General features: G+C 75.0%; 19 protein-coding genes. 4 read left to right on the forward strand and 15 right to left on the reverse strand.

Annotated features, from left to right (window positions below; all coding sequences use genetic code 11):
- Nucleotides 1-16 precede the first annotated feature (16 nt).
- Both P2424_RS06385 and P2424_RS06390 read right to left on the reverse strand, forming a co-directional pair.
- Nucleotides 17-850: a thioesterase domain-containing protein gene (locus tag P2424_RS06385; RefSeq protein WP_276474807.1), complete on the reverse strand. Its 834-nt coding sequence runs from the start codon at nucleotides 848-850 to the stop codon at nucleotides 17-19.
- Nucleotides 851-962: 112 nt separating this feature from the next.
- Nucleotides 963-1,820, reverse strand: coding sequence for an AfsR/SARP family transcriptional regulator (locus tag P2424_RS06390; protein WP_276474808.1), 858 nt, complete (start codon nucleotides 1,818-1,820; stop codon nucleotides 963-965).
- A gap of 315 nt (nucleotides 1,821-2,135) precedes the next feature.
- Here P2424_RS06390 and P2424_RS06395 point away from each other — a divergent pair, with 315 nt between their 5' ends.
- The 3 genes from P2424_RS06395 (at nucleotide 2,136) to P2424_RS06405 (ending at nucleotide 6,303) form a co-directional block, all read left to right on the forward strand.
- Nucleotides 2,136-2,492 (forward strand): hypothetical protein, encoded by a 357-nt coding sequence (locus P2424_RS06395; protein ID WP_276474809.1) that lies wholly within the window; start codon nucleotides 2,136-2,138, stop codon nucleotides 2,490-2,492.
- Nucleotides 2,493-2,526: 34 nt separating this feature from the next.
- Nucleotides 2,527-4,845: a TOMM precursor leader peptide-binding protein gene (locus P2424_RS06400; protein ID WP_276474810.1), complete on the forward strand. Its 2,319-nt coding sequence runs from the start codon at nucleotides 2,527-2,529 to the stop codon at nucleotides 4,843-4,845.
- 90 nt (nucleotides 4,846-4,935) lie between these two features.
- A complete protein-coding gene (locus P2424_RS06405) occupies nucleotides 4,936-6,303 on the forward strand; it encodes a histidine kinase (protein WP_276474811.1) in 1,368 nt (455 codons plus the stop codon).
- Here P2424_RS06405 and P2424_RS06410 read toward each other — a convergent pair.
- On the reverse strand, nucleotides 6,239-6,844 hold the full coding sequence (locus tag P2424_RS06410) for a response regulator transcription factor (protein WP_276474812.1): 606 nt from the start codon (nucleotides 6,842-6,844) through the stop codon (nucleotides 6,239-6,241). The two genes, P2424_RS06405 and P2424_RS06410, sit on opposite strands and share 65 nt — an antisense overlap.
- Before the next feature lie 122 nt (nucleotides 6,845-6,966).
- Between P2424_RS06410 and P2424_RS06415 the strand changes: the two genes are divergently transcribed.
- Nucleotides 6,967-8,202 (forward strand): cytochrome P450, encoded by a 1,236-nt coding sequence (locus tag P2424_RS06415; RefSeq protein WP_276474813.1) that lies wholly within the window; start codon nucleotides 6,967-6,969, stop codon nucleotides 8,200-8,202.
- On the opposite strand, the gene P2424_RS06420 is transcribed toward P2424_RS06415, so the two are convergent.
- The 12 genes from P2424_RS06420 to P2424_RS06475 form a co-directional block, all read right to left on the reverse strand.
- Nucleotides 8,165-8,605, reverse strand: a complete 441-nt coding sequence (locus tag P2424_RS06420; protein ID WP_276474814.1) for a DUF4260 family protein — start codon at nucleotides 8,603-8,605, stop codon at nucleotides 8,165-8,167. The genes P2424_RS06415 and P2424_RS06420 overlap by 38 nt on opposite strands.
- Nucleotides 8,602-9,729: an alpha/beta fold hydrolase gene (locus P2424_RS06425; RefSeq protein ID WP_276474815.1), complete on the reverse strand. Its 1,128-nt coding sequence runs from the start codon at nucleotides 9,727-9,729 to the stop codon at nucleotides 8,602-8,604. The genes P2424_RS06420 and P2424_RS06425 overlap by 4 nt, the downstream gene beginning before the upstream one ends.
- Nucleotides 9,726-11,024, reverse strand: a complete 1,299-nt coding sequence (locus P2424_RS06430) for an FAD-dependent monooxygenase (protein ID WP_276474816.1) — start codon at nucleotides 11,022-11,024, stop codon at nucleotides 9,726-9,728. The genes P2424_RS06425 and P2424_RS06430 overlap by 4 nt, the downstream gene beginning before the upstream one ends.
- Nucleotides 11,014-11,883 carry a 4'-phosphopantetheinyl transferase superfamily protein gene (locus P2424_RS06435; RefSeq protein ID WP_276474817.1) on the reverse strand — a complete coding sequence of 290 codons (870 nt, stop codon included), beginning with the start codon at nucleotides 11,881-11,883 and terminating at the stop codon, nucleotides 11,014-11,016. Before P2424_RS06435 ends, P2424_RS06430 begins: the two co-directional genes overlap by 11 nt.
- A gap of 106 nt (nucleotides 11,884-11,989) precedes the next feature.
- Nucleotides 11,990-12,217: a phosphopantetheine-binding protein gene (locus P2424_RS06440; RefSeq protein WP_276474818.1), complete on the reverse strand. Its 228-nt coding sequence runs from the start codon at nucleotides 12,215-12,217 to the stop codon at nucleotides 11,990-11,992.
- Entirely contained in the window at nucleotides 12,196-14,244 is a 2,049-nt protein-coding gene (locus P2424_RS06445; RefSeq protein WP_276474819.1) for an HAD-IIIC family phosphatase, read from the reverse strand. The genes P2424_RS06440 and P2424_RS06445 overlap by 22 nt, the downstream gene beginning before the upstream one ends.
- Nucleotides 14,237-15,295 carry a 3-oxoacyl-ACP synthase III family protein gene (locus P2424_RS06450; protein ID WP_276474820.1) on the reverse strand — a complete coding sequence of 353 codons (1,059 nt, stop codon included), beginning with the start codon at nucleotides 15,293-15,295 and terminating at the stop codon, nucleotides 14,237-14,239. Before P2424_RS06450 ends, P2424_RS06445 begins: the two co-directional genes overlap by 8 nt.
- Nucleotides 15,292-18,318 carry a beta-ketoacyl synthase N-terminal-like domain-containing protein gene (locus P2424_RS06455; RefSeq protein WP_276474821.1) on the reverse strand — a complete coding sequence of 1,009 codons (3,027 nt, stop codon included), beginning with the start codon at nucleotides 18,316-18,318 and terminating at the stop codon, nucleotides 15,292-15,294. The genes P2424_RS06450 and P2424_RS06455 overlap by 4 nt, the downstream gene beginning before the upstream one ends.
- Before the next feature lie 2 nt (nucleotides 18,319-18,320).
- Nucleotides 18,321-18,686 carry an acyl carrier protein gene (locus P2424_RS06460; RefSeq protein WP_276474822.1) on the reverse strand — a complete coding sequence of 122 codons (366 nt, stop codon included), beginning with the start codon at nucleotides 18,684-18,686 and terminating at the stop codon, nucleotides 18,321-18,323.
- A 10-nt stretch (nucleotides 18,687-18,696) separates the two neighbouring features.
- Nucleotides 18,697-20,508: an acyl-CoA dehydrogenase family protein gene (locus P2424_RS06465; protein WP_276474823.1), complete on the reverse strand. Its 1,812-nt coding sequence runs from the start codon at nucleotides 20,506-20,508 to the stop codon at nucleotides 18,697-18,699.
- Nucleotides 20,502-22,460 (reverse strand): acyl-CoA dehydrogenase, encoded by a 1,959-nt coding sequence (locus P2424_RS06470; RefSeq protein ID WP_276474824.1) that lies wholly within the window; start codon nucleotides 22,458-22,460, stop codon nucleotides 20,502-20,504. Before P2424_RS06470 ends, P2424_RS06465 begins: the two co-directional genes overlap by 7 nt.
- Nucleotides 22,457-24,271, reverse strand: coding sequence for a fatty acyl-AMP ligase (locus P2424_RS06475; protein ID WP_276474825.1), 1,815 nt, complete (start codon nucleotides 24,269-24,271; stop codon nucleotides 22,457-22,459). The genes P2424_RS06470 and P2424_RS06475 overlap by 4 nt, the downstream gene beginning before the upstream one ends.
- Nucleotides 24,272-24,504 lie beyond the last annotated feature (233 nt).

Here is a 24,504-nt window from a genome sequence, read left to right on the forward strand (position 1 = left end):
CTCGGACTGCTTCGGACTAGGTGGACGGATCGGGCAGTGGTGCGGCGCACTGCTTCGGGCCGTTGCGGCGCAGTTGTGCCGCCAGCAGCTCGGGCAGGACGGTGTCGCGTACGAAGAAGTGGCCTCCGGGGACCGGGTGCTGCACGAACGGGCCGCTCGCCCAGCGGCGCCACTCGGCGACGGCGGCGGCCGGAGCCGCCTCGTCCCCGGTGCCGGCGAACACGTGCAGGGGACAGTCGAGCGGGGCGTCCCAGTCCGGGTCCGCCGCGCCGTCGAGCGCGCGCAGGCTGGCGGCGAGCCGCAGGTCGTCGCGCATCGTGGAGAGCAGGGTGCGCAGCCAGTCCGGACGCTCGAACATGTACGGGGGCAGCGTGCCGTACCGGTTCAGCGCGGCCAGCAGCGCCGTGTCGGGCAGGTCGTGCTGGTCGGTCAGCGGGGTCGGCAGGTGCGGCGGCGGGCAGGCTCCCAGCCCGACCAGCACCGGCGCCGCCCGGCCCGCGCGGCGAATCCGCTGCGCGAAGCGGTAGGCCACCAGCGCGCCGAGGCTGTGCCCGTAGAGTGCGTAGGGCTGGTCCAGCAGCGGGCCGAGCTGCGCGTCGAGTTCGTCCAGCAGCACGGACGCCTCGGTGATGCGCGGCTCACGCAGCCGGGTCTCCCGGCCGGGGAGCCGGACGGGCAGCACGCACACACTCGGGTCGAACCCGCGGCGCCAGCGCGCGAAGGTGAGCGCGCCGGCGCCCGCGTGGTGGAAGCAGAACAGCCGCAGTCCGCCGTCGGCGAGCTCCCGTCCGGAGGCGGGCGAGGCGTGCGTCGTGCGTGGTTCGGGAGGTGCCGCGAGATACGCGTTCATCCCTCCCCCCTTCCCCCGTCCCGATGACGGGGCCGGTCGTCGAGGGCCAGATGTTCACGACCGACGCTGGACGACAGCTTGAAGCGGGGTGGAACCGGCCCTGGGAGGGCCCCTACCCCGCGAGGCCCGCCGCCGCGCCGGCCTCGGCGCCGCGCCAGGCGGCCAGTGCGTCCTCGCCCCGGAGAATGGCCTGGTGCAGGCGGTCGATCCGGGGCGAGGGCTCCAGGCCCAGCTCCTCCACGAGGGTGGCGCGCAGCCGCCGGAAGGCGACCAGCGCGTCGGAGGAGCGGCCGTCCTGATGGAAAGCGACCATGAGCAGCGCGTGCAGGTTCTCGTAGAGCGGGTAGCGGCCGCGCAGGGCGCACAGCTCGCCCAGCACCTCGCGGTGCCGCCCCAGCCGCAGATCCGCGTCGATCCGCCGCTCCAGCGCACCCAGCCTGCTCTCCTCCAGCCGGGTGGCCTCGATGGCGAGGTGCTTGCCGTGCGGCAGGTCGGCGAGCGCGGGACCGCGCCACAACCCGAGTGCCTCGTCCAGCAGCCGCGCCGCCTTGACCATGTCCCCGGCCTCGTAGGCCGCGTGCCCGTTGCGGGTGAGCTGCGCGAACTGCAGCGCGTCGACATCGGCGTCGGCGATCTCCAGCTGGTAGCCGCCGTGCCGGGTGGCGAGGATGTGCTTGTCCCCGGGCCCGAGCGGATCGCGCGGCGCGGCGCCGACCGCGGGCAGCGTGCCCTGGTCGCCGAGCGCCGCGCGGAGCCTGCGGCGCAGTTGCAGGATGTAGGTCTGGAGCGTGGTGGGGGCGCTGCGCGGGGGCCCGGCGCCCCAGACCTCCTCCATGAGGTCGGACACCGGCACGATGTGCCGGCTGTGGAGCGCGAGCAGAGCCAGGATCTGCCGCGGCTTGGCCGCGCTCGGCGCGATCGAGGCGCCCGCCGTCTCGGCGTGCAGAGTTCCCAGTACCCTGATGCGCATCCGGGCCTCCCCGTTGGCGGTTCCCGCTGGTGGGTGTCGCTGCTTCGGTCACTGCGTACGGTTGGGAGAATCGCATCCGTACGCGCCGTGCGACAGTGAGTAACTCACGATCTTGGCGCGGATATCCGGCGGAACCGGGCATGAGTTTTTCACATGGCGGGTCGTGAAGCCTCCACTGGTCTGAGTCCCGGGGGCCGCTCACACTGCTGTCCTGCGCATCGGACCCTCACGATCGGGCCACTCCCCACAGCACCGCGTCGCCCCATGAGTCCACGGGGGGCCATGGGTTCCTCTCTCTCCAGACGGGAGACCACGATGTCAGGTCACGCGCTCGCCAAGGTCACCGCACCCCGCACGCCGGGGGCCGCGCACTCCGTCGACCAGGACTGGCGCTTCGCCGAACTGACCGCGCAATGCTGCCTCGACCACGCCCTCGCGCTGCGCTACGCGGTGGAGCCGCACGGCGTGCTGGCCGAGTTCGGGATCGCCACCGACGCGGCGACACCCGTTCCCGCCCTGCCCGCCGGACTGGGCAGCGAGGTGACGATCACCAGCCTCAACCCGCGCGACACCGTCGGTCACACCACCGACTGCTCGAGCTGGACCTACGCACCGCCGAACGAGCCGGCACCGGCCACCGTTCCGGTCTCCCCCGCGGCATCGACACGCTGAACCGCGACCGAGCCGATCGAACGGGGGAGACGGAATGGAGACCGGCACCACACCACCGAGACCGGGGTTCCGCAAACACCTGCGGCCCGCCGTCGTACCCGGCGACGCCACCTACCTCGTCTCCGAACAGGGGGTCACCGCCGTGGAAGGCGCGGCGATGGCCGCCCTGGCACCGCTGCTCGACGGCAGCCGGGACCTGGCCCAGTTGGCCCGGGAGACCCGCGGGGTGCTCTCGCCCGGCCAGCTCGGCAGCATCCTGGGGCAGTTGGCGGAGGCCGACCTGGTCGCCGACTTCGCCGCGGTGCCCGGGCCGGGCGGCCCGGCCGCCGGCGGCCCCGGGCACTCCGACGCCACCTCCGCGTTCTGGGAGTCCGCCGGACTCGACGGGACGCGGGCCGACGCCGAACTGTCCGCCGGCCGGGTCCGGTTGCTGACCGTCGGCGGCGACGAGGACCTGCGGGCCGCCCGGGACGCCTTCCGGGCGGCCGGGATCGCACCGGCCCGGCCGGGCGAGGCCGACGCGCACACCCTCACCGTGGTGCTGTGCGAGGACTACCTCTCCCCCGCGCTGGCCGACATCGACGCGGCCCAGCGCCGCACCGGCCGGCCCTGGCTGCTGGCCAAGCCCTCCGGCGTCCAGCCGTGGCTCGGCCCGATCTTCCAGCCGGGCGCCGGCGCCTGCTGGCACTGCCTGCACCACCGGCTGCGCCACCACCGCTCCGCGCACAGCTACGTGGGCCGTGCGCTGGGCCTCTCGGCGCCGGTCACCCCGCCGCGCGCGCACATCGCCGCCAGCCGGGCCAGCGCCCTCCACCTGCTGGCCCTGCAGGCGGCGACCTGGCTGGGCGGCTTCCGGGACGGCCGGCAGTCGTCGGTGTGGACCCTGGACAGCCTGCGCGGCGAGGGGAGACACCATCCGGTGGAGCGCCGCCCGCAGTGCCCGGTCTGCGGCGATCCGACGCTGGTCGCGGCCCGGGCACGGCAACCCGTGGTGCTCCGCTCCCGCCCCAAGGTGCCCACCGGAGGCGGCCACCGGTCGGTTTCCGCACGGGAGATGCTGCGGCGGCACGAACACCTGGTGAGCGAGGTCACCGGGGTGGTGCGGCTGCTCAACCGCGACCCGCGCTGCCCGGAGGACCTCAACGCCTTCGTGTCCGGCAGCAATCCGGCGCTGCTCGGCGACGGGGTGCACACGCTGCGCTCGGCGCTGCGCAGCCACAGCGCCGGCAAGGGCGTCACCGAACTCGACGCGAAGGTCGGGGCGCTGTGCGAGGCGCTGGAGAGGTACTCCGGCACCTTCCAGGGGGACGAGGAGCGGATCCCGGGACGCTACACCGAGCTGGGCGGCGCCGCGGTGCACCCCAACACCCTCCAGCTGTACGACGAGCGGCAGTTCGCCCGCCGGCGGGAGTGGAACGCACTGCACTCGCCGTTCCAGTTCGTCTGCGACCCGTTCGACGAGAACGCGGTGGTCGACTGGACGCCCGTGTGGTCGCTGACCGAGCGGCGGCACCGGCTGCTGCCGACCGCGATGCTCTACTTCGCCACCCCGCGGCGGGCAGGCGATCCGGAGCCGGTGCGGGCCGACTCCAACGGCAACGCGGCGGGCAGCAGCCTGGAGGACGCCGTCCTGCAGGGCTTCTACGAGCTGGTGGAGCGCGACGCGGTGGCCCTGTGGTGGTACAACCGCACCCTCCAGCCGCAGGTGGACCCGGAGTCCTTCGGCGAGGAGTGGATCGCTCGGATGCGCGCCTCCTACGCCGCGCTCGGCCGGGAGTTCTGGGTCCTGGATGTGACCTCGGACCTGGGGATCCCGGTGATGTGCGCGGTCTCCCGGCGCGCCCGCCGCCTCGGCGGGAAGGGGCCGGAGGAGCGCGAGGACCTCGTGTTCGGCTTCGGCTGCCACCCGGACCCGGCCCTGGCGCTGCGCCGGGCGCTGACCGAAATGACACAGATGCTGCCCGCGGTGCTGGACACCCGGAACAGTTTCGAGGACCCGGTCTTCCGCGACTGGTGCACCCGGCGCACCCTCGCCGACCAGCCCTATCTGGCACCGGACCCGGAGGCCCGCACCCTGGGGGCCGCCGACTTCGGCTACACGCCCCGCGCCGATCTGCGCGAGGACGTGGAGGACGCGGTCGGGCTGCTGGGCCGGCACGGGATGGAGCTGCTGGTGCTGGACCAGACGCGGCCCGACCTGGGCATCCCGGTGGTGAAGGTGCTGGTGCCCGGACTGCGGCACTTCTGGGCACGCTTCGCACCGGGGAGGCTCTACGACGTACCGGTCCGGCTCGGACGCCGCGCCGAGCCGGTCGCCTACGAGGAGCTGAACCCCATCCCGGTGTTCGTCTAGCCGCGTTCCGGTGTTCGTCCAGCCGATGGTGGCACCCGATCCCCTCGCCTATGCTGTGCACACCTTCGGCGGGGCGAGGGGAGAGCGCGAGTGAGCTCAGGGGGAAACCGCATCTCTTTACATCGGCAACGCAACGGCACGCGGCAGCCACTCGCCTACGGGGTCGACGCCGCGATGGCGCCCCGGATCGTGCTGGTGGTCTTCATCGTCGCCATGGCCGGAATCCTGGGTGCCGCGGTGCTGCACCTGCTGACCGTCGGCGGGTCGCCGATGCAGATCCTGGTCGGCGGGGCGGCGATCGCGGTGATGTTCTGCACCCAGGTGGCCCGCACCACCCAGCGGGGCATGCGGCTGCACCGCACCTACCAGTTCTGGGTGCTGGGCGTGCAGATCGTCTGCACCTTCCTGCCGATGCTGCTGATGGGCACGGCCTGGGTCGGGTTGCCGGGGCTGCTGGCGGGATCGCTGCTGCTCACCCTGCGGCCGCCCTGGTCCTGGCTGGGGGTGGCCGCGTGTGTGGCCAGCGTCCTGGCCGTCACCGGGTTCTCGGGCTGGGCACCGCTGCGGGTGGCCTACAACGGGGTGTCCGCGCTGACGACGTGCGCCGTGGTCTACGGGCTGACCAAGCTGTCCGAGATCGTCCACCAACTGCGCGCGGCGCAACAGGAGATCGCCCGGCTTGCGGTGGAGGAGGAGCGGCTGCGCTTCGCCCGGGACCTGCACGACCTGCTGGGCTACAGCCTGTCGGCGATCACCCTGCGCAGCGAGCTGGCGCACCGGCTGGTGGACGCCGATCCGCCGCGCGCCCAGGGCGAGGTGGCGCATGTGCTGGAGATCTCCCGGCAGGCGCTGGCCGATGTCCGCTCGGTGGCGCGCAGCTACCGGAACATCTCGCTGCCCGCCGAGATCTCCTCGGCCGTCTCCGTCTTCGAGGCCGCCGGGATCGACGCGGAGGTCGACTCGACGCTGGAGAGCGTCCCGGAGACGGTGGGCACGGTGCTGGCCACGGTGCTGCGGGAGGGCGTCACCAACATCCTGCGGCACAGCAAGGTGCGCCGCTGCCAGATCACGGTGTGCGGCGACGCGGACTGCGCGGTGCTGCGGCTGGTCAACGACGGCGTGCAGCCACTGCCCGACCCGCGTGACCCCACGACGCCACGCCCGGACGACGAGGGGGGCAGCGGACTCGGCAATCTGGCCGCGCGGGTGGACGCGATCGGCGGCACCCTGCGGGCCGGTCTGCGGGAGGACGGCTGCTTCCGGCTGGAGGCGCGCATCCCGCCGCCGGCCGTGGGCCGTCCGGCGGGCCGGGAGGCCGGGCCCGTCCGGTGCGCGGAGCGCACGCCGGACGGGACGCACGGGACGGCCCGGGCGGCGGCGGCCTCCGGTGCGGCTACAGCCAGCCCTGCTCCCGGGCGATCCGCAGAGCGTCCACCCGGTTTCGGGCCCCCAGCTTGATGACAATGGCCGTCAGGTAGTTGCGCACGGTTCCCACGGACAGGAAGAGCCGCCCGGCGATGTCGGCGGCCTCGGCGCCCTCGGCCGCCAGCCGCAGCACTTCGGTCTCCCGCGCGGTGAGCGGGTTCTCCCGGGCCGACCAGGCGTCCAGGGCCAGTTCGGGGTCGATGACCCGCTCCCCCGCGCGTATCCGGCGGATGGCGTCGGCCAGCTTGCTCGGCGGCGCGTCCTTGAGCAGGAATCCCGAGACGTGGGCCTCCAGGGCGCGGCGCAGATTGCCGGGCTGGCCCAGGCTGGTGAGGATCAGGGTGCGGCAGGCCGGCAGCTTCTCGTACACCTCGGCGGCCGCGGTCAGCCCGTCCACGCCCGGCAGGTCGATGTCGATGACGGCGACGTCGGGACGGTGCGCCAGGACGGCCGGCAGGATGGCGCTGCCGGAATCGATCTCGGCGACGATCTCGATGTCCTTCTCGATGTCGAGCAGCGCCACCAGAGCACCGCGCACCATGTGCATGTCCTCGGCGAGCACCACTGAGATCATCGTCGAGTTCCCCCGCGGACTCGGCCGGCCGGACTGGCGTTAGCGAGGCGAGAATACCGCGCCCCGTCACAAGCAACACCGACTCGACCACGATTCGAGTCCAGAGTCCAACAGTCCGTTACATGGCTCAGGATTCCGCCACACCCACGCCTGCCCGTCCCTACCCCCCGCCGCGCCGCTCGGCGACCGAGGTCCCCGAGGACTACGCGATGCTGCGCGCCGAGGAACCCGTCGCCGCCGTCACGCTCCCCAGCGGCGATCCGGGGCACCTGATCAGCCGCTACGACGACGTACGGGCCGTGCTCGCCGACCCCCGCTGCTCGCGGGCCACGACGGTGGCGCCCGAGGCGCCGAAACTGACGGCCGTCCCGTTCGACGCGGGCGGCCTGTTCACCATGGACCCGCCCGAACACACCCGGCTGCGCGGGCTGGTCGCACGCGCCTTCACCCCGCGCCGGGTGGAGCGGATGCGGCCCCGGCTGGCGGAGCTGGCCGGGGAACTGGCCGACGCCATGGCCGCCGGGAACGGTGCCGAGGGCGGCTCCACCGACCTGAACGCGGCCTTCGCCTTCCCGTTCCCGATGGCCGTCATCTGCGAACTGTTGGGGGTTCCCTTCGCGGACCGGGAGCGCTTCCGCACCTGGTCCGACGCCGTGCTGTCGCTGACGGCGCATCCGCCGGAGGAGATGCTGCGGCACAAGCAGGCGCTGCTGGCCTATCTCGCGGACCTGGTGGCGGACAAGCGGCGCGCTCCCGGTACCGATCTGCTGAGCGCGCTGGTCGGCGTCCGGGACGAGGAAGGCCGGCCCGACGAGCGGGAACTGCTGGTGCTGGCCATGACGTTGCTGGTCGCCGGGCACGAGACCACGGTCGGCGTACTGGGCACCTCCGTGCTGACCCTGCTGCGCCGGCCGGAGCGGCTCGGCCTGGTTCCGGAGCGGGAGGGGGCGACGGCCGCGCTGGTGGAGGAGCTGCTGCGGCTCAACCCGATCGGGGACGGCGGTCCACTGCGGGTCACCACCGAGCCGGTGGAGGTGGCGGGGCGGGTGCTGCCGCCGAACAGCGCCGTGATCGCGTCCGTCTGCTCCGCCAACCGGGACGGCAGCCGGTACACCGACCCGGACCGCTTCGACCCGGACCGCACCGGTGATCCGGCCCAGCCGCCGCACCTGGCCTTCGGACACGGCCCGCACTACTGCCTGGGCGCGCCGTTGGCGCGCGCCGAACTGGCCGTCGCGCTGCGGGTGCTGGCCGACCGGTTCCCGGCGTTGCGGCTGGCGGTGCCCGTCGAGGCGGTCACCATGCACCGGGGGCTGCTGGTCAACCGGCTGACGGAGCTGCCCGTCCGGTGGGACTGAGCGCAGCGCCACGGGGCCCGGCGGGAGCCGGGCCCCGGATGCGGGAGCCGTCGCGGGCCCGCGGCCCGTATCCGACGGCGCGGTCGACGGCGATGTGGGCGAGCCACCCGCAGGCCGCGACCCGCAGCGGACGGCTGTCCAGGACACGCGCGGTGCCGTAGAGCAGGAGCGGCACTCCCGGCGAGTGCAGCACGTTGTAGGAGCGCACCGCATACCGGGGCAGCGGGTCGAAGGCGGGGGCCGCGGCGATGCCGTGGAGCAGCGCGAGGTCGGGCAGCACCGCACAGGTCCACAGCACGCGGCTGCGGGGCCCGCCCAGCCGGGCGCCCGCGTACAGCGCCGCCGCCCCGACGGCGCCGCTCAGTATCCGCCCCCGCGGGGTGCACCACGTCCAGCCATTCATGTCCGCACCCGGCCCCGGCCGCCCCGGCGCACGCCCGCGACCGCCTCCAACACCGCCCGCCGCACCGGGTGGACGCCCAGGCCGCGGAGCGCGGAGCCGAGCAGCAGCGGGCGGACGCGGCCCAGATGGGCCGGGGCCCCGTGCTCGTCGTCGACCACGAGCAGCCTGCAGCGCGCCGCGGGGTCCCGGGTCAGCGCCGCCGCGTCGGCGAGCGGCACGATCTCGTCCCGCAGCGCGGCGACGTAGGTGAGCGGAAGGTGCGCGAGGCGGGCCAGTTCCGGCGGGGCGAGCGCCCAGTCCCGCAGTGCGGGCAGCACGTCCGCGGGCGGGTGCCCGGTCAGCCGCGCGAGGGTGTGGGTGGTGGTGGCCGGGATACGGGCCTGCTGCCCGGCGTCCCGGAAGAAGTGCCGCACCGGCGCGCCCACGGTGGAGACGCCGGTGATCCGGCGGTCGGCCAGCGCGGCCCGCAGCGCCAGGTGACCGCCGAAGCTGAGCGCCACCGCGTGCGTACGGCCGACGTCCGCGCGGTCGACGAGGTGATCGAGCAGGGCACCGAACATGGCGGGGGCCGCGGTGTCGTAGGGCAGGGTGTTCTCCCCCACGCCGGGCAGTTCGGTGACGGCCACGGCGGTGCCCAGCGCGGCGGCGCGGGCCAGCAGCGGGGCCCACTGCTCCTTGACCGAGACGATGCCGCCGCACACCAGGATCAGGGGCCGCGGGGCGCTGCGGGAGAGTCCGGCCGTCCAGGCGGTGAACCGGCCGGTACCGCCGGGCGGTTCGATCTCCGCACGGCCGATGTCCGGGCGGGTGGACCGCCAGCGGTCGAAGGAGCTCACGCACAGCCGTTGGGCCCGTTCCCGCGCCGGACCGTCCGGGTGGGGGAAGCGGGCCAGCGCGTAGTGGCGGACCGCGTCCAGGTGCCTGCCGCGTGCGGCCAGTACGTCACCCGCGCGGCTCCAGACGGCGGGCCAGGAGTCGGGGCCCTCGCCGTGGGCGCTGCGGACGCGGGAGAGGACCGCGCGGCAGCGGTCGGCCGGGATGCCCTGCGCGCGGGCGTGCAGCGGTGCGAGCGCCCGGAGTTCGGCGAGGCCGGGCGGGCCGGTGAGTGCTGCGGCATCGCTCATACGGGTGTCACCTCGCTGGGCGTGGGCGGCTGTTCCCGCCGGGCGGCGGGACGCCGGCCGGGGAAGTAGGCGGGGGCCAGCACCCGTCGGCGCAGCGCGGGGCTCGCGTCGAGCGCCCGGTAGACGGCCCGGCGCAGCGCTGTCGCGGCAGGCGCCGTGAGCGCGAACATCCGCTCCTGCCGCAGTTGGAGCGCGCGCGAGCGGCGCACCTCCGGCGCACGGCGCTGCTGGAAGAGGTCCAGGGCGGTGCGCAGGGCGCGGCCGCGGGCCCGCCGGTCGCGGCCCAGCGCCTCGGCCGCCAGCGGCGCGAGCACGTCCGCGTCGGCCAGCGCGTGATTGACGCCCTGACCGAGTACGGGTGAGAGGGTGTGCGCGGCGTCGCCGACGAGGACGACGCCGGGCGCCGACCAGCGCGGCACCTCGGCGGTGAAGATGTCCAGCAGCGCCGTGTCCGACCACGCCCGCAGGCTGCCGTGGGCCGCTTCCCCGGCCTCCGGGGCCAGCCGGCCGATGCGGGCGCACAGCAGGTCGAGGCCGCCCGCGCGCAGCTCCCGCAGCCCGCCCTTGGGGATGTTGAGGCCGACTCGGACGGTGCCGTCCGCGCAGGGCAGGAACAGGCCGTGGCTGTCCCCGGCGATCCGCACCCGGTAGACGCGGCGGTCCCAGTCGGCGGGGAAGGGCAGCTTCAGCCACACCACGTCGCGCTCCAGCGGCCGGTGCCGTACCCGCTCCTGGAGGCCGCTCAGCCGGCGCACGGCGCTGTAGCGGCCGTCCGCGCCGACGGTCAGCGGCGCCTCGACCCGCACCGTGCCGGTGGGGGTGCGCGCCCACACGCCGGTCACGGCCGGGCCCTCGAGCAGGAGCCCGACCGCGGTGGCGGGCTCCAGCACCGTGCAGGAGCCCGGCTGCCGGGCGGTCTGCTCGGCGAGCGCCGCCAGCAGCGCCTCCTGCGGCAGTTCGGCGGGGTGCCGGTAGCGGTAGGGAAAGTCGGCGAACCGCAGGTCGAGCACGCGGCGGCCCGCATCCCGGATCTCCAGCCGGTCCACCCGGTGGGCGGTACCCCGTACCCGCTCCCAGACGCCGAGTCGGTCCAGCAGCCGCACGCCGTCCGGTGAGACGGACTCGCCGCGGAAGGCCGGGCCCGCGCCGCGTGCCGGGTCGCGCTTCTCCAGCAGCACGACGTCCACGCCCAGCCGAGTCAGCGCCAGCGCCAGGGCCCGGCCGCCGGGGCCGCCGCCGACCACGCACACGTCGGCGCTCAGCGCGCTCCCTCCTGCTGTCTCCTCACTGCGCACGGTTCCCCTCCCCTGTCCCGTCCACCAGCGCGGCGATGAGGCCGTCGTCCAGCATGGTGGCGGCCGCGGTGTCGCTGGTGTCGCCGAAGCCGGCGTCGAAGTGGGCGACGCTGACGGTGTAGGCGCGGTCCACCAGGCAGGTGTGGAAGGTCCATTCGGCGCCGGTGCCCGGTTCCCCGTCGGGCCGCAGCACCTGCACGTTGCGGTCCTGCGGGCTGAATCCGAACTCGGTGAAGCGGAACCGCATGCCCTGTCCGATGGCCTTGCTGTACGCCTCCTTCAGGGTCCACAGCCGCACCAGTGCCGCGTTGCGCCGCTCCTCGGCGATCTGCGCGAGGGCGCTGCGCTCGTACGGTGTGCAGACCTGCTTCTCGGTGCCCAGGCCCAGCATGGGGCGGTCCCTGGCCTCGGCGTCCACCCCGATCCAGCCGCGCCGGGTGAGGCCGACGAGCAACAGGTTCTCGGTGTGGCTGAGGCTGATGTCGATCTGGTCCAGGCCGCGCAGATAGGGGCGGCCACCTGGCTTGTAGGCGAGCTCGACCGTCTCGGGTGCGGCCTCGACGACCGCGCAGGCGACGTGTTTGAGCAGCAGCCTGGACGCCACGAAGCGGGCCCGGACCTGCGGATGGCCCATCGCCCGGAAGCGGGCGTGGTCCCGGCCCAGCAGCGGGCGCAGCCGCGGGTGGTCGAGGTCGGCGGGCAGCCACTCCGGCAGCCGCCCGTACACGACGACGCTGCCGTGCCGCGCGACGGCGTCACGGACCCGCTCCCAGGGTCCGTGCGGTCCGTTCATCCGCACCGGCCGGGCGAACGGCTCCGCCGTCCTGCCGTCCACCGCGGGACCCGAGGTGATCACCATGCCGGCCCTCCAGCCACGTCGCCGCGTCGTCGCGCGTCCACCGCGCGGTGGCCCGCCGGGCCCGCCGCGCGGATGCCCGGCGGCGCCTGCCGGGCGGTCGGCGTGCTCACGCGGTCACCGCCGCGGACCAGATGTCGTGCAGGCTGCGCGCCTGGAGTACGGCGTCCACCGGCACGGGACGGTCGAGTGTCCGCTCCAGCAGCCCGATCAGCCGTAGCAGGTGCACGGAGTCCCACCCGGCCAGCTCGCTCAGTTCGAGCTCGGCGTCGGCGGGTGCCAGCGCCGTGCCGAGGTGGGTGTTGGCGAGCTCGATCAGCTCCTCGACGGTGCGCATTCCTCCACCTCCGCTCCGTCCACGGCCGGCTGTGCGGCGCGCGCGTCGGTCAGTCGCAGCCGCAGCGTGATGTGCCCGGGGACCGGGGGGAGCGTCCGGAGCGGATGCGCGAACCGCACCTCGCCCGCGCCGCCGGTCTCCGGGTCGGTCTCCGGGCCGTCAGCGCGGCCGGCCCCCGCCGCGGTGCCGGTGGCCGGGCCGGGCGCGGTGCCGGAGCGGGCTCCGGGGCCGCTGACGGTACGGAATCCGTGCCGAGGGCACAGCGTCCGCACGGCCGCGTTGGCCCGGGTGGGGCGCCAGACGGCGTGCACGGCGGTCAGCCCGGCCTCCCGCGCCGCGGCCAGCAGCCCGCCGAGCACGGCCTCCTCGATACCGCGGCCCAGCACCCGGCAGCTCAGCAGCAGGTTCTCCACCCACAGCCGGTTGCCGGCGATATGCGCGACGACGGCACCGACCACGCCCTCGTCGCCGAACCGGTCGGCAGCCCGCACCGCGAGCACCGCGGCGCCGGACGCGGCGGCGCGCTGCCGCACCTGCTCGGCGCTCAGCCGCTCCCCGGTCAGGTTGAACCGGTTGGTGCGCAGGGTGAGCTGGGCCAGCCGGGCCAGTTCGTGTTCCCGGGCGGGCGCGACCTCCACCCGCAGCTCCAGGGTGCCGAGAAAGGCGCGGTGGTCGGCGGAGGCGGCCTCCGAGTGCGCCCGCGCCGCGCGCCGCGCATAGCGCACCGGCCGGAGCCGGTCCTCGTCGGTGAGCGCCGGGGTGTCGAACCAGCCGTCCGCGAGCAGGCGTTCGGTGTGCAGCGCGGGCTCCGCGTCCAGCTCGACCACGGCGGCGCCGGGCACTCCCGCGCGCACGCTCTCCCGCTCGAAGGGCGTGTCGTCGGCGAAGACGACCGCCTCCGGGGCGAGGCCCAGCCGCTCGGCGACGGTGCGCACGCCCTCGGCCTTGGAGCCCCAGTCGGCGACCACGGTCGCGAAGTCGTCCGGCCGGAGCGGGAACTCGGGGTGCTCGGCCAGGGCCCGCCGGACGTCTCCGGCGTCGTTCCGGCTGCAGACGGCGAGCAGCACACCCTGCGAGGCGAGCTGTTTGACGGTGCGCTGGAAGGCGCCGAAGGCCGCGCCGCGCAGCGTACCGGCCGCCGTGACGCGCTCGGGCCCGTCCTCGGCCAGCACGCCGTCCCACAGGGTGCCGTCCAGATCGAGCACCAGGCACTTCTTGGCCTCGCCGCGCAGCCCGCGGATCAGATGAGCGGCCTCGCGGGCGTAGTGGGCCAGCAGTTCGGCGGTGCAGTGCGCCTCGGCGTAGGCGCCCAGGCGCGGCTCGTCGGCGCGGACGCCCGCGCTGGTGACCGGCTCCAGGTCGAGGACGGCGAGCCCGGCGGACGGCCGGGCCATGTGCAGCAGGTCGGCGTTGAACTGCTTCCAGAGACCACCGAGTTCGGCGCGCTGGGTGAGGGAGGTGAGCTGGTGGGTGAAGCGGCGCAGCAGCGGCACGGTGTTCAGCACCAGGGTCGCTCCCCTCGGCGCGGAGGCCGCGTGCGCCTGGGCCAGTTCGCCGAGCACCTTGCGCTGACGCTCCGCGGCGACGCTGACCTCGAGCGGCTGCCACGGCGCCTCGACCTTGTCCCAGACGGTGAGCGGGTCCAGCACGCACAGGGTGACCTCGGGCGCGTGCGCGTAGAGCGCAGAGCCCGGGTCGGCCAGGTCGCCCAGGTAACCGCCGCTGCCGCACACCCGGGTACGGGCCAGGACGCCGTGCCGGGCCAGCTGCGCGGTCAGTGCGGGCACCACCTCCCCGACCGTGCCCCGCCCCGTGACAGCGACGCGGACGACGGGGGTGTCCGGGTGGTGGGCGAGCACCCCCTCGGGGTCGAGGGGGGCGAGCACCCGGCCGGCGAAGTCGAACGCGTCCCGGTCCGCGGCGGCCAGCAGTTCCCGGACGGCCGGGTACTCGGCCGCGAGCCTGCCCCGGGCGTGCAGGGTGCGCAGTGTGGCGCCCGGGGGCGGTGCGGGGTCTCGGTCAGGCATCGGGCGCCTCCACGGTGAAGCCGGCCCGGATCCACTTGCTGGACTCCACGGAGAGGACCAGGGCGCGCTGAGCGGGGGTGAGCAGCGGGAGCAGGCGGTCGAGCTGGTGGAGGACCAGCGCGTTGCCGGTGTTGCCGGTCTCCGCGACACAGGAGACCGGCTCCCACTCGAGCCCGCGGCCCAGCTCGCTCGTGATCCGCTCGGTCATCCGGCCGCCGAGTTGCGGCGGCAGCAGATAGTCGACGGTCTCGGGGGGCCAGTCCGCCGCGGTCAGCAGCGCGTCCCGCAGCTCGCGGGCCAGCTGCGGCACCCGCTGCTCGACGGCTTTGTAGTCCTCGCTCACCGGCGTGCGGGGGGCCGTGCCGGACCGCAGATCCGCGGCGCCGAACCACTCGACGCGCTGCCCCGGGGGGAGTCCGAGCCCGGCCAGCCGGTGTTCGAGGTGGGTGAGCGCCGCCCGGGCGCCGGGCCGCGGCCTGCCGCTGACGACGGCCGCGCCCGCGCCGTCACCGAACAGCACATAGTTGACCAGCGCGGCCGGTGGCAGGTCCCGGAAGTCCTGGCCCAGGTCCAGGTGCTTGCTGCACACGTCGCCGCCGACCACCAGCCCCAGCCCGGCCGGTCCGAGCGACAGCAGGGCGCGGGCCACGGCGAACGCCTGGACCGCGCCGCCGCACCCGGACTGGAGCTGGTAGGCGGCGGCTCCTTGGATCCCCAGCCGGTCGGCCAGCAGGGCAGCGGTGCTGGGCATCAGCGCGTCCGGGGTGGCGGTCGCCAGCACGATGAAGCCCACCTCGGACGGGTCCGCACCGGAGTTGGCCAGGGCCCGGTCCGCCGCGTCGGTGCACAGGTCCTCCAGCGTCCAGCGCGCCCGGCCGGTGTCCAGGTCGACGGCGAAGTGCCGGGTCCGGGTGCCGATGAACGTCTCCACCCAGGCGGACGGGATGCCGAGGCGGTCGGCGAGCCGGTCGTTGCCGACCGGCTCGCCGGGCAGCGCCGTTCCGGTGCCCAGCAGGTGCACGGGCGGCGGGCACGCGCCGGGGGGTCTCACACGGCCGCCGGTGCCGGTAGGCCGCGCAGATACGCGACGAGGGAACCGATGCTCACCAGGCCGGAGATCATCTCGGGCAGCGACAGTTCGCCCAGTTCGGGAAAACGCATCTCCAGGCGGTACTTGAGCTCCATCAGCATCACCGAGTCGAAGCCCAGGTCGTCGTAGAAGCGCACGTCCTCGCCGAGTTCCTCCGGCGCGCTGCCGGTGATCTCGGCCACCACGGCGCGGACCCCGGCCCCGAAGTCCGGCGCCGCGCCGGACGGCTGCGCGCCACGGGGCTGCCCGGGCGTGCCGTCCGGGTGGGTGCCGAGGCCGGGCCCGGCGTCGTCGGCCGACGGTACCGGGGCGGGGGCCGGGGGCGGCTGCCGCCAGGAGCGCCACCGGGTGGCGAAGACGTGCGGTGTCATCCGTACGGTGCGCCGGTCGGCGGCGGCGTACAACCGCTCCCAGCGCGGGTCGAGGCCGTCCTCGTACAGCCGGGCCACCACTTGGGCGAGGTCCCGCTGACCGGAGTCGGCGGTGCGGCAGGGGGTGAGCAACGGAAGACCGCGTGCGGCACCGATCCGGCGCAGCAGCCCGGCCAGGACGGGCTGGGGGCCGATCTCCACGAGGTGTGTGGGCAGGTCGGCGCACAGCGAGCCGGCGGCGTCCGCGAACCGGACGGTCGCCGTGATCTGCGCCGTCCAGTACGCGGCGTCCGGTGCGGCCCCCTCGGGCAGCGGTGCGCCGTGCACCGTGGAGTGGAACGGGATGCGCGGCGGCGCGGCGGGCAGGCCCCCGGCGGCGTCCGCGAAGGCGTCCACCACCGGCTCCATCAGCGGCGAGTGGAAGGCGCGCGTGACGGGCAGCGGGGTGCAGCCGAAGCCGCGCCGCGCCAGCCGCTCCCGGACCCGGGCCAGGCCCGCCAGGGTGCCGGAGAGCACGGTGGCGCCGGGAGCGTCGACGGCTGCGACCGCGCACCGCGGCTCTGTCCCGACGGCGGCCTGCGCCTCCGCGGCGGGGGCCCGGGTCGCGAGCATCCCGCCGCCTTCGGGCAGCGCCTCCATCAGCGCGCCGCGCCGGGCCACCAGGCGGGCGGCGTCGGCCAACTCCAGCGCTCCGGCGAGCACCGCGGCCGCGAACTCGCCGACGCCGTATCCGAGTACCGCACAGGGCCGTACCCCCAGCTCGCGCAGGCAGGCGGCCAGCGCGTACTCGACGGCGAACAGCGCGGGCTGGGCGAGGCCGGGGCGGTGCACGCGGGCGGTGCGTGACAGGAGCAGCTCGTGCACCGGATCACCGGTCCAGGGGCGCAGCACGGCCGACGCCTCCCGCAGAAAGCCGCGGTAGAGGGGGGAGCCCGCGTACAGCGCGGCTGTCATACCGGGGTGCTGGGAGCCCTGGCCGGCGAAGACGAAGGCCACCGCGGGCTCTTCGGAGGGGGCGGCCCGGTCCGGTACGGTCTCCGCCGCGGCCCGCAGCGCCCCGGCCAGCTCCCGCGGGGTGCCGGCCACCGCGGCGAACCGGACCGGCCGTTCGGCCCGTACCCGGTTGCTCGTCCGGCACAGCGCCGCCACGTCCCGCTCCGGCAGGGACTCGGCCGCGGCAGCCTGGACGCGGAGGTTGTCGCGCAGCGCGTCCGGGGTGTCGGCGGAGAGGGTGAACACCCCCGCGGAGTGTGGCTCCTCGGCCGCCGGTCTCGGCTGCTGCGGCTGTTGCGGCGGCGGCCCCAGGACGAGGTGTGCGTTGGTGCCGCCCATGCCGAAGCTGGAGACGCCGAGGCGGTGGTCGGGCCCGTGGGCGGCCAGCCCCAGCGGCTCGGTCAGCAGCTCCATCCGCCGCCGGGCCAGGCCCAGTCGCTCGTTCTCGGCACCCGCGGCCGGTCCCGGCGGCACGATGCCGTGGTGCACCGCCAGCACCGCCTTCACCAGCCCCGCCATCCCCGCGGCGCCCTCGGTGTGGCCGACGGCGCCCTTCGCGGAGCCGACCGCGAGCGGCGCCGTGCGGGGGCCCTGGCGGGCGCCCAGCGCGTCGTCGAGCGCGAGCACTTCGATGAGGTCGCCGAGGGCGGTGCCGGTGCCGTGCGCCTCCACGTACCGGATCTGCCCGGGCTCGGCGCCCGCGCGCAGCCGCGCGGCGGTGACCACGTCCCGCTGCGCGGCGCGGTGCGGTGCCATGATGCCGTTGCTGCGGCCGTCCTGGTTGACGGCGCTGCCGTGGAGCACGGCGTAGACCGGGTCGCCGCGCCGCACCGCTTCGTCCAGCCTGCGCAGCACCAGTACGCCCACGCCCTCGCCGCGGCCGATGCCGTCGGCCTCGGCCGCGAACGGTTTGCACCGGCCGTCCGCGGCGGCGAGTCCGGCCTGCCGGTAGATCCGGTCCAGCGCGGTGCCGATGACGATGTTGACGCCGCCGGCCAGTGCCAGGTCGCACTCGTCGGCCTGCAGCGCGGTGCATGCCAGGTGCACGGCCACCAGCGACGAGGAGCAGGCGGTGTCCACGGCGAGGCTGGGGCCACGCAGGTCGAACTGGTAGGCGAGCCGGTTGGCCAGCATGGAGCGCCCGCTGCCGGTGCCGGTGCGCGGGGTGATCCCGGCCGGGTCGGCCAGCGCCAGCCGGGCCCAGTCGTCGCACATCGCTCCGACGTAGCTGCCGGTGCGGCTGCCCGCCAGCCGGGACGGCGGCAGTCCGCTGTCCTCGACCGCCCGCCACGCGCACTGCAGCAGCAGCCGCTGCTGCGGGTCCATGGCGGTCGCCTCGGCGGTGGGGACGCCGAGGAAGCCGGGGTCGAAGGCGTCGGCGTCGGCCAGGAACGCGCCCGGCGCCGCACCCCGGAAGCGGGAGGGCGGCGGGGCGCCGACGGCGTGCGTGGTGCCGTTCAGCAGCCGCCAGTACCCGGCCGGGTCGGGGGCCCCGGGGAAGGCGCAGTCCAGGCCGACCACGGCGACGGCCCGCGGGTTCGCGCCGGGCGGCGGGGCCCCGGTCGCGGCGTCCGGCTGCGGCGCGGCGGCCTGGTGGGGCGCGGCGTCCTGAGGGGGCATCGTCACACCTCCGGTGGTCCGTCGGGGCGGGCGGGTCCGCCGCGCGCGTACTCGTCGGCCAGGCAGCGGGCCAGCGCTTCGACCGTCGGGTGGTCCCAGGCGACGGTGGGCTCCATGAAGAGCGCGAACTCGTCCTCGATGTCGCCGTAGAGGCTCAGTGCGGCCACGGAATCCAGCCCGTACTCCGCGAAGGGCGTGCGCGGGTCGATGTCCCCGGCGGGTCGGCCCAGGAACTCCGCGAGGCGGTCGGTCAGCCATCGCGCGAACTCGCGCTCCCCCAGGTCCGCGGGGAGCGCCGCCCGGGTCGGGCCCGGTGGACGGCTCCCCGGCGGATCCGGGACCCGGGCCCCGGTCGGTTGCGGCATCATGGCATGCTCCTCAGCCGGCGAGCGGAGTGTCGTACAGGTCGTAGCTGCGTCCCTCGTGGTAGCGCGCGAGTACCTCGTCCAGCAGGTGCCCCTCCCCGTCGGAGGGCAGCTCGGGCAGCGGGCGGCCGAGCCGTTTGACGAGCCGGGCGAGGGCGGCGGTCAGCCACCCGGGGCCGGCGAGGAAGCCGGCATCGGCCGGCTGCGGCCCGAGGGCACCGGCGGGGCGCCGGTCCCCGTCCGGGTCCCGGCCCTGCCGGCGCCAGACTCCGAGGCAGGCGGCGGCCGCCAGCAGCAGCGCGTAGCGGTCCGCGCTCGCGTAGGCGCGGGGACTGGCCAGTACGGTGCGGTCCCTGGCGGGCATGGCCGCGCACTCCTCCTGGAGGGCGCGCAGCTCCGCCTCCAGCTCGCCCGCCAGCGCGGTCAGCGCCGGGCGGTAGGCGCCGGTGCGCGCGCCGTCGGCCGCCAGTTCCCCGGCGGCCCCCACCAGGGAGCAGGCCAGCGAGTCGGACGTCGCCACGAGGGCGAGCCGTGCCGGGTCCAGGGGCGGCAGCGGTTCCCGGATCCGGAACAGCGCGTCGGGCGCGGGCGGGCCGCCGTACCAGGCGGTGCGGGCCAGCCGGGGAAGCTGCGGGATGATCGTGGCCTGGCAGGCGGCGGTGCCCGCGTGCCCCAGGCTGATCATCGGCAGGTCCCGTACGTGCTTCTGGAAGGCGCCGTACTCGCCGCCGCGCACATAGAAGTTGGCGCCCAGCACGACGGACAGGTCGTAGGTGGTCTCCGTCAGCAGCTTGGGCAGCAGATACTTGACGGCTGCCGCGTACACGCTGGTCTCCGATGGCAGCAGATGGACGGCGCGGGTGGCGGCCAGCGCCAGGCAGTCGCAGATCAGCAGGTCGGTGAAGGCGCCTACGAGGGTGGCGCGGGCGTGCGGGATCTCCAGCACCGAGCGGTTGTAGAGCTGCCGGTCGAGGGCGAAGCCCACGGCGGTGCGCAGGGCCGTGTCGCCTCCGCCCAGGATCATCGACGGGACGACGCTGCGGGTGATCTGGAAGGATCTCAGGGCCAGTTCGACGCCGTCGCCCACCTCTCCGACGAGCGCGTCGCCGCCGACGGGGCAGTCGGTGAACTCGATGCCCGCGTTCTGGCAGCCGCGCACCCCGACGGTGTGGTAGCGCGGCAGATAGCGCAGCCGTCCGGCGGGAAGGCGGTCCTTCTCGACCAGCAGCACGGAATGGCTGCGGCTGCCCGCGGCCTCGTCGGTCCGGCTGAAGAGGACGAGCGCCTCGGCCCGTTCGACGTTGTTGATGACCTGCTTGACGCCGTCGAGCCGGAACCCGCCGTCGGCGGTGGGAGTGGCGCGGAACTCGTTCCGTACGAAGTCGTTGCCGTGCGCCAGCTCGTGATACGCGATGGCCAGCCGGCCGCCGTTCAACAGGAGTCCGGCGACCCGGCGGCGCTGGTCCTCGGTCCCGGCCGCCCAGACCGCCACGGCCGCCAGGAACGTGGTGGCGCCGTAGCCCAGGCCCAGGCTGGCGTCCCGGCGGAAGACGGTGCGCAGCACCCGGCCCAGGGTGTCGATCCGGTCGAGCCGGCCGCCCCGCTCCCGGGGCACGAACTCGGCGTTGAGCCGGAAGTCGGTGAGCACGTCCTCCGCCTCGGCGAGCAATTCGCCGCGCTCGTCGGCGGCCAGCAGCGCTGCGGTGCCCAGCGGGTTGCCCGGATCGTCCGGAGCGCCGAAGCGGCGTTCCAGATCGGCGATCCGGTGCTGGATCCGGCGCTCCTCTTCGGTCCCGGTGACCTTTCCCTCGGTCGGCGTCAGCATGGCGGTCCCTCCGCTGTGCGGCAGGTGAGCAGCGAGAACAGCTCCCCCGCCGCGTACTGTGCGGCCATCCGTTCCAGCAGCCGCTCGTACAGCGGCTCCCGCGCCTCCTCCTCCACCCCCCGGGGCCGCGGCAACGGCCCCGTACTGCCGGGTACAGCCTCCTCCAGCCCGCTCGAGAGCCGGTCCAGCACCGCATGGAGCCACAGCGGCGACGGTGCGGTCCTTCCTTCGCCGCCTCCGCCGTTCCCGCCGTCCCTGCCGTACCGCCACAGGCCCAGCGCGCAGGCGGCGGCCAGGCAGGCGCTGTAGCCGCGGGCCAGGTCGAAGCTCTCCACGGGCGCACCGCCGGGCAGCAGCCGGGCCGCGCCCATCCGGGTGTGCAGCCCGCGGCAGGCGGCGGTGAGAGTGCGGGCCACGCGCGCCGCGGGCACCAGCCGGACGTCGTCCGCGGCGGCGCGGACGAGCACCGAGGTGCTTCCGGGCAGCGAGGCGGCCAGCGTGCTGCCGTGCCGGGCCAGCAGACTCAGCCGGTCCGGCCGCAGTCGCGGCAGCGGCAGGCCCGGGGAGAAGGTGGTGGCCTCCCGCTCCCGGTGCCCGGTCGCGCCGCGTCCGGCCGGTGCCGCGAACCCGCGGACCAGCGTGCGGAACTGGGCGGTGAGCGCGTAGAGGTTGACCATCGTGTTGCCGTCGAAGATCCCCACGATGCGGTGGTCGCGCTCCAGTTTCTGGAAGCGCCCGTGCGCGTGGTGGTCGCTGAGGAAGGCGCGCGCCCCCAGCACACCGCGCAGCCGCAGCAGGATCCGGTCCACCGTGGTGGGCACCAGGTACTTGGCGACCGCGGAGGTGACGCTCAACTCCTCGGGCAGCGTATGGATGCTGCGGGCCGCGACCAGGCTGAGCGCCTCGGCGGCCAGCAGGTCGGCGTAGCACTCCGCCAGCGTCCGCCGTACCAGGGGCAGGTCCAGCATCCGCCGCCCGTACAGTTCGCGCCCCGCGGCGAAGCCGTAGGCCAGCCGCAGCCCGTGGTCGGCGGCGCCCAGCGACAGCCCGGTGCACAGCGACCGGGTGATCTGCAGCGCCTTCAGCACGGTTTCGGGGCCCTCGCCCTCCCGGCCGACCAGCCCGTCCCGGCCGACCGGCGCCGCGTCGAAGGCGATGCCGCTGATGTCGGCGCCGCGGATGCCCAGCGTGCGCACCTTGGGCAGCGGGCGCCACGTGCCGTGCGGCAGCTCGGCCTTGTCGACGAGCAGCAGGCTGAAGCCGCGCGGCCCGCCCTCCGGCGCGGTGCGGGCCAGCAGGCAGACCAGCCGGCCCCGGGTGGCGTTGTTGATCAGCCACTTCTCGCCGGTGATGCGATAGCCCTCCGGCACCGCCTCGGCGACGACCTCGCCCGCCATCAGGTCGCTGCCGTGGGCACGTTCGGTGAGTCCGAGGGAGACCAGCTCCCCGGCGCGCACCAGATCGGCCAGCCGCGCGGTCCCGGCGTTCTCCTCCGCGACCCAGACGCAGACGGCGCCCAGGAAGGTCTTGCCGTGCGCCACGGCACTCGTCAGGTCCCGGCGGGCCAGGGTACGGACCACCTCCAGGAGCTGCGGCAGCCCGGTGAGCGCGCCGCCGTACCGCGCGGGTACGTAGTAGTGCTGCACTCCGATCCGGTCGAGTGCGGCGCAGGCGGCCGCCGGGAACTCCTCGGCGGCGTCCCGGCGGGCGGCGGCCGCGTAGCCGAGCGTCCCCGTACCGTCCTCGGGGTCGCCGAGCAGCGCGTCCAGCCGTTCGGCCAGCGGCAGCTCCGGGGCCGGTTCCGGGTGCGCCGGTCCGGGTGCCCGCTCCGGCGGTTCTTCCGGTTCCTCCCGTTCCTCCGCGGCCCCGGACGACGCTGCGGAGGCGGGAGGCGGGGCGCCGACGGCGGACGGTCCGGGCTGCGGCGTCCGCCGCCCGCGCACCACCCTCATCCTCGCTCCCGCGCGCCGTGCCGGCTGTCGGCCCGCGCGTCGGCGGCGGCCTCCACGAGCTTGCGCACCTCGGGCGCGACCACCTCGTGCAGCGGGTGGATCTGGCCCTCCAGGAACATCTGCCGCATGGCGCGGCGTTGCAGTTTGCCGCTGGTGGTCCGGCGCACCGTGCCGGGGCGCACCAGCAGCACGTTCTCGGCGGCGACCTCGAACTCGCTGGCCACACGCTGCTGCACGTCCGCCGCCAGCGACGCCAGCCGGGTGTCGTAGCTGCGGCTGGTGCGCACCTCCTGGACGACGACCACGTGGTCGCGCTCCGACTCCACCGAGAACGCGGCGCTGGACCCGAAGAGGGCGCTGACCTGCTGCACGCTGCGCTCGATGTCCTGCGGGTACAGATTGCGCCCGGAGACGATCATGATGTCCTTGAGCCGCCCGGTGACGAACAGTTCCCCGCCCTCCCGCACGCCCAGGTCCCCGGTGCGCAGGAAACCGTCGGTGCCGTCGGCCAGGGTGGCGCGGAAGGCGTGCGCGTTGTCCAGCGGCCGGTTCCAGTAGCCGTGCGCCACGCTCTCCCCGCGCACCCAGATCTCCCCGACGCGGCGGTCCGGCAGCGGCGCGTGGCTCTCCGGGTCCACGATCCGCACCTCGCAGCCGCGCGGGATGCCGGAGCTGACCAGGGTGCGGCTCGGCCTGCCCGGTCGGGCCGCGCGCACGGTGTGATGCTCCAGGTCGGCGCTGTCCACGGTGCGCTCCAGTGCCGGCGCTCCGGGCGACCCGCCGGAGACCAGCAGCGTGGCCTCGGCCAGCCCGTAACAGGGGTAGAACGCCTCGCGGCGGAAGCCGGTGGGCGCGAACCGCTCGGCGAACGCGTCCATGGTCTCCGCGCGTACGGGCTCGGCACCGTTGACGGCCGTCGTCCAGCGGGAGAGGTCCAGCCCGGTCAACTGCTCGTCGGTGACGCGGCGCAGGCACAGGTCGTAGCCCAGGTTCGGACCGCCGCCGGTGGTGATGCCGTAGGTGTCGATCATCCGCAGCCAGTTGACCGGGCGTTTGACGAAGCTGATCGGTGGCAGCAGTACGCCTCTGCTGCCCAGCCAAAGCGGGTGCAGCAGGTGGCCCGCCAGGCCCATGTCGTGGTGGAACGGCAGCCAGCCGCCGACCACCGAGTCCTCCGTGGTCCGCATCCCCTGCTGGATGGCCTCCTGGTTGGCGAGCAGGTTGCGGTGGGTCACCATGACGCCCTTGGGGTCGCTGACCGACCCGGAGGTGTACTGCAGGTAGGCGACATCGTCGGGGAACAGCCCGGGCTCGTGCCACTGCGGCTCCCCGCCGCCGGCCTCCGGGGTGCCCGCCGCACCCACCGCCCGGTCGGTGGCGAGGCAGACGACCTCGGGGTGGCCGATGGATGCCAGTAACTGGGAGACCGCGGAGGCGTTGGCCGAGTCCGTCATCAGATAGCTGACGGCGGCGTCCTTGATGATGTTGGCGACCCGCTCCACGTTCTGCCGGGCACCACCGGGCGGCGGTGCCGGGACGGCCACCGCTCCGGCGAACAGGCAGCCGAGGAAACTGGTGACGAACTGGGCTCCGTCGGTGTGCAGGATCAGCACCCGCTGGCCGTGGCAGCCGCGCGCCTGGAGCCAGGCGGCCAGGCGGAGGGAGCGCGCACCCACCTCCCCGTAGCTGAGGGAGTCGGCCTCGAGCCGGTCGTCGTGCCCGGCCCGGACGAACTGGTAGGCGGTCGCGTCGGGCCGCTCGTGGATCCTGCGCAGTGCGAGTTGCGTGAAGTTCCTGGGCACAGCAATCATCGCCCCCATAGCCCCGTTGGCGACCCGCCCGACGGGCGGGCCTTTACAGACGACCGCGAACGTGTCATCTCTGGCGAGAGCTTGACGTGGTCTTCTCAAGTCCCCCTTTATTCACCGTGGACCGGGCCTGTTCCTCCTCTTCCTGCTCCGTCACGTCGAAGTGCGGCACCACCCAGATCAGTCCGTACGTGGACAGCGCCCGCCACACCGCCGCCAACACCTTGCGCACCCAC

Source organism: Streptomyces sp. WMMB303 (genome assembly GCF_029351045.1).
Classification (GTDB): Bacteria; Actinomycetota; Actinomycetes; order Streptomycetales; family Streptomycetaceae; genus Streptomyces.